The sequence below is a fragment of the Mesorhizobium sp. M0571 genome (assembly GCF_040320985.1).
Lineage (GTDB): Bacteria > Pseudomonadota > Alphaproteobacteria > Rhizobiales > Rhizobiaceae > Mesorhizobium.
This window is the reverse complement of the sequence record NZ_JAMYQT010000016.1, coordinates 61,546-73,057: the sequence shown is the minus strand read 5'-3', so window position 1 is coordinate 73,057 and position 11,512 is coordinate 61,546. Positions and strand designations below refer to the sequence as shown.

Sequence of the window (11,512 nt, the reverse complement as noted above, 5' to 3'; positions counted from 1 at the left end):
ACAAGGAAACACTGCATGGCAATGGACGCGCATGACATCGAACGGCTGATCAAGGAAGGCATTCCGGACGCCAAGGTGACGATTCGCGACCTGGCCGGCGACGGCGACCATTATGCAGCCGAGGTGGTGGCGGAAAGCTTTCGCGGCAAAAGCCGCGTCCAGCAGCACCAGATGGTCTATGACGCGCTGAAGGGCAATATGGGCGGCGTACTGCACGCGCTGGCCCTGCAGACCAGCGTGCCTGAGTGAACAGTTTCCAAGTTACTGGGTCGCGAGCTTCTTGCCGGTGACGGCAATGATCGGCCCCGCCAGATAGCTTCCACCGACGATCATTCTCTCGCCGTTCGACAGCGCCGAAACCACCCCGTCGAAGAAAAGCGCGTTGCGGCAGTCGAGCGCATCTCGAAACAGCCGTGCGAAGCTGCCGAGGCTGACTTCAGAGCGTGAGATCGCCAGCACGACAGTGTTATCGTCACGCACGCCGACGCCATTGCGGATATAACGCGACGTGCCGTTCTGCTCGAAGCGAGGATGAAGCCGGCCGTCGATCACCAGCATCGGGCCGGATTGCGTGGCGAACATCACGTCCGGCCTGGCAGCGGCATAGGCGCTTGTCTCCATGATCGCCGTCTTGCCGTCCTTCCGAACCAGGAACACGCCGTTCGGTTTCAGGAAGAAATTGCCTTCGCTGTCGGCGAGGTTGAGCGGCGCCTTCTCCTGGCCGTATTCGACGAGAAGGCCGACTGGGGTCAGGTCTTGGTGATACATGCCGGCGTTCATGGCGAGCAACACCGGCCGGCCCTGATCGGCCATCGCCTTGTCGAATTTTTCCAGCGAGCCGAAAGCCTTGCCGTCCGCGCCGGATTGGAACACACCGATGTCATAGCTGCGCAGATCGATCTCGCAGACGACGTAGGCGACCGCCTCGAAGCTCGCGTCGCGGCACGGCGCCGGCAATTCACCGCCGACGATGAGGGGTGGCTGTCTCGACGACTTGGCCCACCAAATCAAGGCCAACGCGGCGAGCAGAACGGCGAGGAGGAACCCGGCGAGATATCGTCCTTTCATCACGCCTCGGGAAAGATGGTGGCCTACGGCTTGGCCCAAGATCAGACGTTCCTTTGCGCCATTTGCATGGCACGGCGGCAAACATCTTGTTTCGCGCAACCCATGGGTTTATTTGAAGGGTAGTGTTCGAGCCTGACTCCCACAGGCATGAAAGGGTATTCCATGAGCGGCATCAACGACTACATCGACAATGAAGTGAAGGGCAACGACGTCGTTCTCTTCATGAAGGGCACGCCCGGTTTTCCGCAATGCGGATTTTCCGGTCAGGTCGTGCAGATCCTCGACTATATCGGCGCCGACTATAAGGGTGTCGACGTGCTGACGTCGGCCGAGCTACGGCAAGGCATCAAGGACTATTCCAACTGGCCGACCATCCCGCAGCTCTACGTCAAGGGCGAATTCGTCGGCGGCTGCGACATCATCCGCGAGATGTTCCAGGCGGGCGAATTGCAGACCTTCCTCGTCGAAAAGGGCGTCGGCGTCAAAGGCGCCGCCTGACTTCTGCGTATGATCCTCCGAAGATCGACTGCGATTTTCGGGACCATACGCTAAGCGCCGGGGCAGCCCCACCTCGGCAAAAAGTTCTGCCCGATATCGGGGCAATGAACGAATGGATGCGTCGGCGCGCCGGCGCATTTTCGTTTGAAGATCGGACTGGCCGTGGATCAGCAAGCGGAAGCCCAGCAAAAGGCAAGCACCTTGCCTATTCCGCGCTGGGAATTTATTGCGCTGTGCGCGGCGCTAATGGCACTCAATTCGCTGGCCATCGACATCATGTTGCCGGCGCTGCAGCAGATCGGCGCCTCGCTGGGCGTCGAAAATGAAAACCACCGGCAATATGTGATCACCGCCTACATCCTTGGCTTTGGCGGCGGACAGTTGTTCTTCGGACCTGTCTCGGACCGCTTCGGGCGCCGCGCTCCGCTTGTCGCCGGGCTGGTGATCTATGTCGCGGCGGCGGGTGCTGCGGCAATCGCCCCGTCATTCGCCACGCTGCTACTATGCCGGGCGGTGCAAGGCATCGGCGCGGCGGCGACGCGCGTGATTGCCGTCTCGATCGTGCGCGATACGTTCGACGGAAGGCGCATGGCCGAAGTCATGTCCTTGATCTTCATGGTGTTCATGGCCATTCCGGTGGTGGCGCCTGGCATCGGCCAGTTCATCATGCTGTTTGCGACCTGGCATGTGATCTTCCTCACTATGGCGGCCGGCGCGCTGGTCGTGTCCGCCTGGTCGCTGCTGCGCCTGCCCGAAACGCTGCACCCCGAATATCGCCGGCCGCTGACAGTGTCCTCCATCATCGGCGGTTTCCGTATCGTGCTGACCAACCGCATCGCGCTTTGCTATGCGTTCGCCAGCACCTTCATCTTCGGGGCCATGTTCGGCTTCATCGCCTCGGCCCAGCAGATCTATGTCAGCGTGTTCAATGTCGGCGAGATGTTCCCGGTCATCTTCGCGGGGGTTGCGGGCGTGCTCGCTTTTTCGAACTACCTCAACTCGCGCCTCGTCGGCCGCATCGGCATGCGCCGGCTGTCGCAAAGCGCGCTGCTGCTGTTTCTGGCCATCAGCCTTGCCTGGCTGGTCGTTTCCATCGAAATGAAGATGCCGCTCTGGCTCTTCATTACTTTCTTCGCCTGCGCCATGGTCCCGTTCGGCGCGCTCGGCGCGAACTTCAACGCCCTCGCCATGGAGCCGCTCGGTCGACTGGCGGGCACGGCCTCATCGATCCTGGGATTCATGCAGACATTTCTCGGCGGCCTGCTCGGAACGCTGATCGGCCAGGCCTTCAACGGCACGGTGACGCCGCTGGCCGCCGGGTTCTGCAGCGTGTCGGTGGCGGCGCTGCTGATGATCCTCCTAGCCGAGCGCGGCAGGCTGTTCCAGCCGCACAACCCGCCCGTTTGATGCACGCGCCGCGCTTTAGGATTTGCCTTCAGAGGTTGCCGTGAAGCGAGGGGCAAGCATACGCCCTGCGATTGCTCCACCCATGCTTTCGGAAAAGGGCAATGGCAACGCCTTGTCGAGAGCCTTGAGGATGGAAGCCACGAACGCCCGATTGAGCCTTTCATCTGCAGCCAGATCGGAGTAAGTCGCGCGAGGTTTGCCGATGAGCGTGCCGTCTCGGCGAAGCGAGAACCGCAACGTCAAGGACATGCCTGCAGTCCCTGGCGGCGGCTCCCAACAGGCAAAGATTGCCTCGGACATTTCCTTTATGGTGTCGACGGGATCGGGACTGCGACAGGTGCGTTCTTGCGCTCCTGCTCCGTCGGAACCGGCAACCGCGGCAATAACAAGGGCCGCTGCGACAATCGCGAACCGAGATTTCATTCGGAGGTCTCCGGCCTTGAGCCTATTCCGCCCAGAGTTCGCGGCGCAGTTCCCGCCAGCTTTCCGCGTCCGGCGCGACCAGCAGGCCACCTCCGACATGCGATGGCAGATAGGTGCTGCCGTCAAAGCGCGCGGCATAGCCGCCGGCTTCGGCATGGATCAGCACACCGGCTAGATGATCCCAGGGCATCAGCTTGTTATAGACGACGAAATGGCCGTGGCCGCTGGCCAGCAGGCGGTATTCGTGGGCTGCGCAGCGATAGTTGAACTGCGACAGCGACTTCGTCTGATTGCGCGCCAGGCGTGAGCGGTCCGGCTCGGGTAGATAGTGCCACGAGACCGCGCCAGTCATTTCCGATATCGGCGCCGGTTTGGCGACATGGACCTTTTCCAGATCGCCATGCGCATGGCGGATATGGCTGCCGGCGCCGCGAACGCCGACCAACCAGTCCTTGCCGACGGGATCGTGGATAATGCCGGCGACGGTCTCGCCCTTGACCACGACGCCCAGCATAACGCCGAACAGCGGCACGCCGGAGGCGAAGTTGAAGGTGCCGTCGACGGGGTCGACGACGAAGGCCAGGTCGGCATCGCCGAGACCGTCGAGCAGCGTCGGGTCATCGGAGCAGGCCTCCTCGCCGACGATCATCGCCTGGGGATAACGCTGAAGCAGCCTGGCGGTGATCAGCCGCTCGGCATTGACGTCGGCCTCGGTCACAAGGTCGGCGGCCGAGGTCTTGCGACGGACGTCGCCCTCGCTCAACCGGCGAAAGCGCGGCATGATCTCGGCGACGGCGGCGTCCGACAGAAGCTCGGCAAGCCAGTCGATCGCGCTGTCGTCAAATGTCATCGGGACGCCTGGTGGTGAGGGTTTCGTTGAGGGCGGCGAAATCGAACAGCGTCCTGTCGAGCAGATGCGAGCGCCGCACATTGGCCATGGCACGGATCATGGTGTCCTTGCGGCCGGGCATGCGCTTCTCGATGTCGTGGAGCATCGCTTTCATGGCGTTGCGCTGGAGGCCTTCCTGGCTGCCGCACAGATCGCACGGAATAATCGGGAATTCCATGGCACCGGCGAATTTTTCGAGATCGGCTTCCGCGCAATAGGCGAGCGGCCGCAGCACCATGACGTCGCCTTCGTCATTGAGCAGTTTCGGCGGCATGGCGGCGAGACGTCCGCCATGGAACAGGTTCATGAAGAAGGTTTCCAGTATGTCCTCGCGATGATGGCCGAGCACCAGCGCCGAGCAGCCCTCCTCGCGGGCGATGCGATAGAGATGGCCGCGCCGCAGCCGCGAGCACAGCGAACAATAGGTGCTGCCTTCGGCCAGCTTGTCGGTGACCACCGAATAGGTGTCCTGATATTCGATGCGATGCGGAATGGCATGGCTGTCGAGATAGTCGGGCAATATGTGCTTGGGAAAGTTCGGCTGGCCCTGGTCGAGATTGCAGGCCAACAGCTCGACCGGCAGCAGCCCGCGCCATTTGAGATCGAGCAGCACGGCAAGCAGGCCGTAGGAATCCTTGCCGCCCGACAGAGCGACCAGCCAACGGTCACCGGGCCTCACCATGGAGAAATCGTCGATCGCCTGGCGGGCAAGCCGCAACAGCCGCTTGCGCAGCTTGTTGAACTCGACGGAGGACGGCACATCGGCAAACAGAGGATGAAAGCCGCCTTCGGCATCGGCGACCGGTTCGAGTGTTTCGGCGTCTGGTTGCATGTTCACGGCGGGTCGGCCCTAAAGTCCTGTTGCCGCTCGCAGTAGCGCATCGGACCGAAAATCGAAATCGATTTCGGAATCACGCCGCGGAAAGAAGGGAAAAAGAAAAGGCCGCCTCGACGGGCGGCCTTCGGTTGTATCGCGACGAACGCGCCGATCAGCGCGAATAGAATTCGACGACCAGATTCGGTTCCATCTGCACGGCGAACGGAACGTCCGCCAGGCCAGGGATGCGCGTGAAGGCCGCGGTCATCTTGTTGTGGTCGGCCTCGATGTAATCGGGCACGTCGCGCTCGGCCAGGCCCACCGATTCCAGCACGATGACCAGCTGCTTCGACTTCTCGCGTACTTCGACAACGTCACCCGGCTTGCAGCGGTACGAGCCGATATTGACGCGCTTGCCGTTGACGTTGACGTGGCCGTGATTGACGAACTGGCGCGCCGCAAAGATGGTCGGCACGAACTTGGCGCGGTAGACGACTGCGTCGAGGCGCGATTCGAGCAGGCCGATCAGGTTCTCCGAGGTGTCGCCCTTGCGGCGGTCCGCCTCTTCGTAGACCTTGCGGAACTGCTTTTCCGAAACGTCGCCATAGTGGCCCTTCAGCTTCTGCTTGGCGCGCAGCTGCAGGCCGAAATCGGAAAGCTTGCCTTTGCGGCGCTGACCATGCTGGCCGGGACCGTATTCACGCTTGTTGACCGGGGATTTCGGGCGGCCCCAGATGTTTTCGCCGAGACGGCGGTCGATCTTGTACTTCGCGGATTCGCGCTTGCTCATCGCATTCCCTTTCAAAACAACGCACCCGGAACCTTATGGTCCGGGTGAAGGAAACGCGCCCTCCTCTGGCCTCCGTTTTCGAGACCTGACAGGGTTTTCCACGCAACGCGACGGAAAACCCACGGGACACGTCATTTCAAACAAGACATAAGGAAAGTAAAACCGGCTTCCCAAACGTCTCGCACACATAAAGAAAACCACCGGGCGTTGCGCCCGGTGTTGGGGGGCTGGTTAAACGGAGATTTAACCGCTGTCAAGCTTCCGGCTGGCGCGAATCGCCGAACCGGATAGTGTTGCGGTTGTAGAACGTGCCGGATGTGGCGGGAGGTTGCGCTAGCGGCATCAGGAAGGGACTGAAGTCAGAGGAGCTGGAATTCGCATGAAGAAGTTCTTCCTTACGTTGGTAGGAGCTGCGGTGATGGCCGGCACGATGGCCGTCGCGCCCGAGCCGGCGCAGGCCCGGCATTGGCACGGGCACAGGCATCACCAGGTCTGCCGCATCGTGGTCAAGAAGAAGGTGGTGTGGCGGCACGGTCATCGCAAGGTCATCCGCTACAAGGTGCGGCGCTGCGGTTGGGGCTGGTAATTCTCGCCCTCGCCAGTTGAGGGTTCAGGGCCCGCGGTTCAGCCGCGGGCCCTTTTATTGAACGGCATCCGCCGCCAGAATTGATCTGTTGGTCAGTGTTTCGACTTCTTTTCCGGCAGGCCCTTGCGCTTGGTCTCGGCGAATTCCTCGAGCTGTTTTTCGCTCATGGATTTATACATTCCCTTCGACGCGCCTTTGAGCTCGCCCTTCTTGGTCTCGCCGCGCTTAGCGGACAGTGCTGCGCCGGCGGCTTTCTGCTGGGCTTTCGAGGTGGCTGGCATGATCGTTTCTCCTGTTCCTCAATGAGAAAAGAACGCATCGCCCTGGGCTGATGTTCCCGGAGCACCAAAGTGCCTGGGGTCAGGATACCCCAGGCCAAATCCCTGCATCAGCCGGCGCGTCGGAAAATCGGCCCCGTTCGAGGTGAAGACGGCAAAATCGGCGCCTTCCGGCAGTGCCTCTCTGCGATAACGGGCCTCGCTATCCGCGAGCAGCGACAGCGCGCGGCGTGCGATCGCCTCGGCCGGGTCGAGCCAGTCGACCGGCCAAGGTGCTGTCTTGCGCATGCGGTTGGCCAAAAAAGGATAATGGGTGCAGGCAAGCACGACGATGTCGGTGCGCAACCCGTCATGCTCGACGAAGCACGGCGCGATCTCGGCGCGCACGGCATCCTCGTCGACAAAACCGTCGCGCATATAGGCTTCGGCCAATCCGGCCAGCCTGTCGCTGCCGACCAGGCGGACATGGCATTTCTGCGCCCATTTGCTGATCAGGTCGCGCGTGTACTGGCGCTTGACGGTGCCGGGCGTAGCCAGCACCGAAACCAGGCCGGAGCGCGTGCGTTCCGCCGCCGGCTTGATGGCCGGCACGGTGCCGACGAAAGGGTGGCCGGGAAATCTCTCGCGCAACGCTTCGATGACCAGCGTCGAGGCAGTGTTGCAGGCGATGACCGAAATGGCCGGCGTGAACCGGTCGAGCAGCCTGGCGAACAACTCCAGGATATGTGTTCTCAGCGCCGGTTCCTCCCAGGCGCCGAAGGGGAACGCCGCGTCGTCGGCGACATAGATGAAGCGGCGGTCAGGCATCAGGACGCGCGCCTCACGCAGCACGGTGAGGCCGCCAATGCCGGAATCGAACATCAGGATCGGACGGGCGCTCGATGGACTGGTCATTGTCATTGAGTCACTAAGGGCTGGGAATCACAAACGAGATCACGAGAGAAGGCTCGGCCCATGCTTTTTGCTTCGGCCAATGATGCTTTATCCCGGCCGCTTCTATCTGGAACCATCATGGCCTTGATGCGGCGAGACGGTCACACAAGGCCCCGCTTGCCGAAGCCGCCGGGCCGCGGCCGGCCGTTTGCCAGAGATGCAGGTTGAGATGCAGGGTGGTTCGACGGCACCTGTGCGGCCCGCATGGCGTAGGCCGGAGCCTGGGCCGTCATGCCGGCGGCTGACTCTGAATGGGGCGCCCCGCGGCCGCGCAGCGGCCCGGGCGGGTCGAAATCGTCGAAGCTCAGGGATGACGCCATATCCGCAGAGCCGCCGCCCGCCGGCTTGGCCGCCAAGATGACCGCCCACAGTCCGACAAGAGCGAGTCCCAGCATGTTAAGGCCGGAATGCGACTCGTCGCCGTCGAATTTTACGACAAGAACAGTGCCGGCCTGCAGAATGGCAAACAGGGTCGAGAACACGATATACGACCAAAGGATCCAACCCGACCCTTGCGCGTCGCGGCTTCGACGCCAAGCGAAATTCGCGCGGAACAGAACGATCACCAGCGAGGCGACGAGAACGGCCGCGGCCAGCCCTTCCCTGGAAGGTCCGGGCTTCGAATTCGCCAAACCCTCGATGCCGATGGTCAGCACGACGCATAGCACAAAGGTCACGATTTCCGCAACCAGCAAGGCAGCGGAATAGAAGAAAAAGCGAGGACGACCGATATCCGAGCTAAACATCCGAGGATCCATCGTTTTCCCGACAATGGATCACATCAAATAACATTCGGTTACTGGTGAGATATGGATAACTCGAAGGCTAGTCTTTGTCCTTCGCCTTGCCGGCGCGTGCCGCGGCTGCCGGGAGCCGCCTTGGATCGTCGCCGGGCGATCCGTCGCCGCGCGGCATGGCCGGCGAGAACCTGTCCAGCGATGATATTATACCACGCAGCACTTTGAGCTCCGGCTCGGCAAAGCCTGCGCGGGTCAGCACTGCGCGCAAATTGTCGACCATCTTCGGCTTCTTCGGTGCCGGGCGGAAATAGCCGCGCGCCTCGAGTGCACCTTCCAGATACGCAAACAGGCCGTGCAATTCTTCCTTGGTAGCCGGCGGCATTTCGGGGCCGGAGAAGTTGGTCCTGGTCTCGTCTTCCAGGCCGGACTTCATCCATTCATAGGACATCAGCAGGGCCGCCTGGGCGATGTTGAGCGAGGAGAAGGCTGGATCGACGGGGAAGGTGACGAGCTCGTCGGCAAGGCCGACCTCGTCATTATAGAGGCCGAAGCGCTCGCGGCCGAACAGGATGCCGGTGCGCTGGCCGGCCCGCTGCCGCGCGCGCAGCGCCCTGCCCGCCTCGACCGGCCCGCGCACCGGCTTGAAATTGTCGCGCGCGCGCGCCGTGGTGGCGAAGACGAAGTTCAAATCGGCAACCGCCGAGGCCAGGTCGTCGAACACCTTGACGGCGTCGATGACGTGGTCGGCGCGGCTTGCGGCGGCACGCGCCTTCTCGCTCGGCCAGCCGTCGCGCGGGTTGACGAGGCGCAGCTCGGCAAGGCCGAAATTGGCCATGGCGCGCGCAACCATGCCGATATTCTCGCCGAGCTGCGGCTCGACCAGGATGATCGCCGGTCCGGACGCAGCAGTTCCGGAGGCACGAGGGTTGTCGGGATCCTGGGTGGCGGTCATGGCTGTCAATGAACTGCTGTTTGCGGCATTTCGCAGTCCCCTGCCACATTTGGCGGCGAAAATGAAGCTTTCGCAAAGAATGCCGGCACTACGGCGCGGTTCACCGTTTGCGCGGCCAAAAAGCCTTTGATATACGGGCCGCATCCCAGGGCCGGCAGCCGTGCGGGCAAGGCCGTTCCGTTCCCCAAAAGCGAGGCATTCTTTCCATGGCGAAGATCAAGGTGGCGAACCCGGTCGTCGAACTCGACGGCGACGAGATGACCCGCATCATCTGGCAGTTCATCAAGGACAAGCTGATCCATCCTTATCTCGACCTCAAGCTCGATTACTACGACCTCGGCATCGAGCACCGCGACGCCACCAACGACCAGGTGACCATCGATTCGGCCAATGCCATCAAGAAATACGGCGTCGGCGTGAAATGCGCGACGATTACGCCCGACGAGCAGCGCGTCGAGGAATTCAAGCTGAAGAAGATGTGGAAGTCGCCGAACGGCACCATCCGCAACATCCTCGGTGGCACCATCTTTCGCGAGCCGATCATCATGAAGAACGTGCCGCGGCTGGTGCCCGGCTGGACCAAACCGATCATCGTCGGCCGCCACGCCTTCGGCGACCAGTACCGCGCCACCGACTTCCGCTTTCCCGGCAAGGGCAAGCTGACGATCAAGTTCGTCGGCGAGGACGGTCAGGTGATCGAGCACGACGTCTTCGACGCACCCGGCGCCGGCGTCGCCATGGCCATGTACAATCTCGACGAGTCGATCCGTGAATTCGCCCGCGCCTCGCTGAATTACGGCCTGCTGCGCAACTATCCGGTCTATCTGTCGACCAAGAACACCATCCTCAAGGCCTATGACGGCCGCTTCAAGGACATCTTCCAGGAGGTCTACGAGGCGGAGTTCGAAGCCGAATTCAAGGCGAAGAAGCTCTGGTACGAGCACCGGCTGATCGACGACATGGTGGCCTCCAGCCTGAAATGGTCGGGCGGCTATGTCTGGGCCTGCAAGAACTATGACGGCGACGTTCAGTCCGATACGGTGGCGCAAGGCTTCGGCTCGCTCGGCCTGATGACTTCGGTGCTGATGACGCCGGACGGCAAGACCGTCGAGGCGGAGGCCGCGCACGGCACCGTCACCCGCCACTATCGCCAGCACCAGAAGGGCGAGGAGACCTCGACCAATTCGATCGCCTCGATCTTTGCCTGGACGCGCGGCCTCGCGCACCGCGCCAAGCTCGACGACAACGCCGAACTGAAGCGCTTTGCCGAGACGCTGGAAAAGGTCTGCATCCAGACGGTCGAGTCCGGCTTCATGACCAAGGATCTGTCGCTGCTGATCGGCCCCGACCAGCCATGGCTTTCGACCACCGGCTTCCTCGACAAGATCGACGAGAATTTGCAGAAGGCGATGGCCTGAGCTCCTCCGACATGGGCAAGCCCGTCGTCTACGGCGCGGATTACAGCGTCTATGTGCGCATCGTCCGGCTGGTGCTGGAGGAAAAGGGCGTCGGCTACGAGCTGGTGCCCGTCGATGTCTTTGCCGCGGACGGCATTCCCGGCTGGTATTTCGAGCACCAGCCGTTCGGCCGCATCCCAGCCTTCGAGCATGACGGCTTTCGCCTCTACGAGACCGGCGCCATTGCTCGTTATGTCGATGAAGCCTTTGACGGCCCGCCGCTGCAACCGGGCGAAGCCCGGCCTCGAGCCCGCATGAACCAGATCGCCGGTATGCTCGACGCCTACGCCTACAGGGCGATCGTCTGGGATGTCGCCGTCGAGCGGCTGGAGAAAACATCCCCCAATGAGGTCGTGATCGCCAACGGGTTGCGGCAGGCGAGAACCGCGCTGCAGGCGCTCTCTTCGCTGAAAGCCGAAGGGCCATGGCTATTGGGGACGGACCTGACGCTGGCAGACCTGCATGCGGCTCCAATCATCGGCTATTTCATCAAGGTCGCCGAGGGACGAAGCCTGCTGGCGGAGTTTCCGGACATCCAAGATTGGTATGCGCGCATCGCGGCGCGCGCGAGTTTTGCGAAGACCGAAAAGGCTGAATGACCCGTTGCGAGGCACGCAACGTGGCAGGACTTGGGTTCCTCGCCCCGCTCGCGGGGAGAGGTGGCTCGGCGAAGC

General features: G+C 62.2%; 15 protein-coding genes. 6 read left to right on the top strand and 9 right to left on the bottom strand.

From position 1 onward, the window contains the following. Positions 1–15 precede the first annotated feature (15 nt). Positions 16–249 (top strand): BolA/IbaG family iron-sulfur metabolism protein, encoded by a 234-nt coding sequence (locus NKI85_RS19885; RefSeq protein ID WP_023798252.1) that lies wholly within the window; start codon positions 16–18, stop codon positions 247–249. 12 nt (positions 250–261) lie between these two features. Here the strand turns inward: NKI85_RS19885 and NKI85_RS19880 are convergent, their stop codons facing one another. Then, positions 262–1,107: a phosphodiester glycosidase family protein gene (locus NKI85_RS19880; protein WP_352777555.1), complete on the bottom strand. Its 846-nt coding sequence runs from the start codon at positions 1,105–1,107 to the stop codon at positions 262–264. A gap of 123 nt (positions 1,108–1,230) precedes the next feature. Between NKI85_RS19880 and grxD the strand changes: the two genes are divergently transcribed. Then, entirely contained in the window at positions 1,231–1,566 is a 336-nt protein-coding gene (gene grxD, locus NKI85_RS19875) for a Grx4 family monothiol glutaredoxin (protein ID WP_352526641.1), read from the top strand. Positions 1,567–1,728: 162 nt separating this feature from the next. Next, positions 1,729–2,973, top strand: a complete 1,245-nt coding sequence (locus tag NKI85_RS19870; protein ID WP_502896012.1) for a multidrug effflux MFS transporter — start codon at positions 1,729–1,731, stop codon at positions 2,971–2,973. A gap of 15 nt (positions 2,974–2,988) precedes the next feature. Here NKI85_RS19870 and NKI85_RS37930 read toward each other — a convergent pair whose 3' ends face one another. From NKI85_RS37930 to rpsD, 4 genes are all read right to left on the bottom strand, one after another. After that, positions 2,989–3,396 carry a UCP034077 family protein gene (locus NKI85_RS37930; RefSeq protein ID WP_352526643.1) on the bottom strand — a complete coding sequence of 136 codons (408 nt, stop codon included), beginning with the start codon at positions 3,394–3,396 and terminating at the stop codon, positions 2,989–2,991. 22 nt (positions 3,397–3,418) lie between these two features. Beyond that, complete coding sequence (locus NKI85_RS19860) at positions 3,419–4,246, bottom strand: inositol monophosphatase family protein (protein WP_352526645.1); 828 nt, start codon at positions 4,244–4,246, stop codon at positions 3,419–3,421. Continuing rightward, positions 4,236–5,123 (bottom strand): tRNA 2-thiocytidine(32) synthetase TtcA, encoded by an 888-nt coding sequence (ttcA, locus tag NKI85_RS19855; RefSeq protein ID WP_352526647.1) that lies wholly within the window; start codon positions 5,121–5,123, stop codon positions 4,236–4,238. The genes NKI85_RS19860 and ttcA overlap by 11 nt, the downstream gene beginning before the upstream one ends. Before the next feature lie 151 nt (positions 5,124–5,274). After that, the gene (gene rpsD, locus NKI85_RS19850; RefSeq protein ID WP_352457789.1) at positions 5,275–5,892 is read right to left on the bottom strand and encodes a 30S ribosomal protein S4; all 618 of its coding nucleotides are present in this window, start codon (positions 5,890–5,892) and stop codon (positions 5,275–5,277) included. A 379-nt stretch (positions 5,893–6,271) separates the two neighbouring features. Here rpsD and NKI85_RS19845 point away from each other — a divergent pair, with 379 nt between their 5' ends. Beyond that, entirely contained in the window at positions 6,272–6,478 is a 207-nt protein-coding gene (locus NKI85_RS19845) for a hypothetical protein (RefSeq protein ID WP_352526649.1), read from the top strand. Positions 6,479–6,570: 92 nt separating this feature from the next. Here the strand turns inward: NKI85_RS19845 and NKI85_RS19840 are convergent, their stop codons facing one another. The 4 genes from NKI85_RS19840 to NKI85_RS19825 form a co-directional block, all read right to left on the bottom strand. Next, on the bottom strand, positions 6,571–6,759 hold the full coding sequence (locus tag NKI85_RS19840; RefSeq protein ID WP_352526651.1) for a DUF3008 family protein: 189 nt from the start codon (positions 6,757–6,759) through the stop codon (positions 6,571–6,573). Positions 6,760–6,777: 18 nt separating this feature from the next. Next, positions 6,778–7,650: a glutamate racemase gene (gene murI / locus NKI85_RS19835; protein WP_352526653.1), complete on the bottom strand. Its 873-nt coding sequence runs from the start codon at positions 7,648–7,650 to the stop codon at positions 6,778–6,780. A 140-nt stretch (positions 7,651–7,790) separates the two neighbouring features. Then, positions 7,791–8,435 (bottom strand): DUF805 domain-containing protein, encoded by a 645-nt coding sequence (locus NKI85_RS19830; RefSeq protein WP_352777549.1) that lies wholly within the window; start codon positions 8,433–8,435, stop codon positions 7,791–7,793. A 79-nt stretch (positions 8,436–8,514) separates the two neighbouring features. Then, positions 8,515–9,381, bottom strand: coding sequence for an RNA methyltransferase (locus NKI85_RS19825; RefSeq protein ID WP_352777547.1), 867 nt, complete (start codon positions 9,379–9,381; stop codon positions 8,515–8,517). Between the two features lie 206 nt (positions 9,382–9,587). On the opposite strand from NKI85_RS19825, the gene NKI85_RS19820 reads away from it, so the two are divergent. Then, positions 9,588–10,799: an NADP-dependent isocitrate dehydrogenase gene (locus NKI85_RS19820; RefSeq protein ID WP_352526658.1), complete on the top strand. Its 1,212-nt coding sequence runs from the start codon at positions 9,588–9,590 to the stop codon at positions 10,797–10,799. Positions 10,800–10,810: 11 nt separating this feature from the next. After that, positions 10,811–11,437: a glutathione S-transferase family protein gene (locus NKI85_RS19815; protein WP_352777545.1), complete on the top strand. Its 627-nt coding sequence runs from the start codon at positions 10,811–10,813 to the stop codon at positions 11,435–11,437. The last annotated feature ends 75 nt before the right edge of the window (positions 11,438–11,512 follow it).

Excerpts from the sequence above, each read along its gene's own strand:
- NKI85_RS19860 (WP_352526645.1), bottom strand. The coding sequence starts at position 4,246 with ATGACATTTGACGACAGCGCGATCGACTGGCTTGCCGAGCTTCTGTCG.
- rpsD (WP_352457789.1), bottom strand. The coding sequence starts at position 5,892 with ATGAGCAAGCGCGAATCCGCGAAGTACAAGATCGACCGCCGTCTCGGC.
- NKI85_RS19825 (WP_352777547.1), bottom strand. The coding sequence starts at position 9,381 with ATGACCGCCACCCAGGATCCCGACAACCCTCGTGCCTCCGGAACTGCT.
- NKI85_RS19840 (WP_352526651.1), bottom strand. The coding sequence starts at position 6,759 with ATGCCAGCCACCTCGAAAGCCCAGCAGAAAGCCGCCGGCGCAGCACTG.
- NKI85_RS19815 (WP_352777545.1), top strand. The coding sequence starts at position 10,811 with ATGGGCAAGCCCGTCGTCTACGGCGCGGATTACAGCGTCTATGTGCGC.
- NKI85_RS19820 (WP_352526658.1), top strand. The coding sequence starts at position 9,588 with ATGGCGAAGATCAAGGTGGCGAACCCGGTCGTCGAACTCGACGGCGAC.
- NKI85_RS19845 (WP_352526649.1), top strand. The coding sequence starts at position 6,272 with ATGAAGAAGTTCTTCCTTACGTTGGTAGGAGCTGCGGTGATGGCCGGC.
- grxD (WP_352526641.1), top strand. The coding sequence starts at position 1,231 with ATGAGCGGCATCAACGACTACATCGACAATGAAGTGAAGGGCAACGAC.
- NKI85_RS19830 (WP_352777549.1), bottom strand. The coding sequence starts at position 8,435 with ATGTTTAGCTCGGATATCGGTCGTCCTCGCTTTTTCTTCTATTCCGCT.
- murI (WP_352526653.1), bottom strand. The coding sequence starts at position 7,650 with ATGACCAGTCCATCGAGCGCCCGTCCGATCCTGATGTTCGATTCCGGC.
- NKI85_RS19885 (WP_023798252.1), top strand. The coding sequence starts at position 16 with ATGGCAATGGACGCGCATGACATCGAACGGCTGATCAAGGAAGGCATT.
- NKI85_RS37930 (WP_352526643.1), bottom strand. The coding sequence starts at position 3,396 with ATGAAATCTCGGTTCGCGATTGTCGCAGCGGCCCTTGTTATTGCCGCG.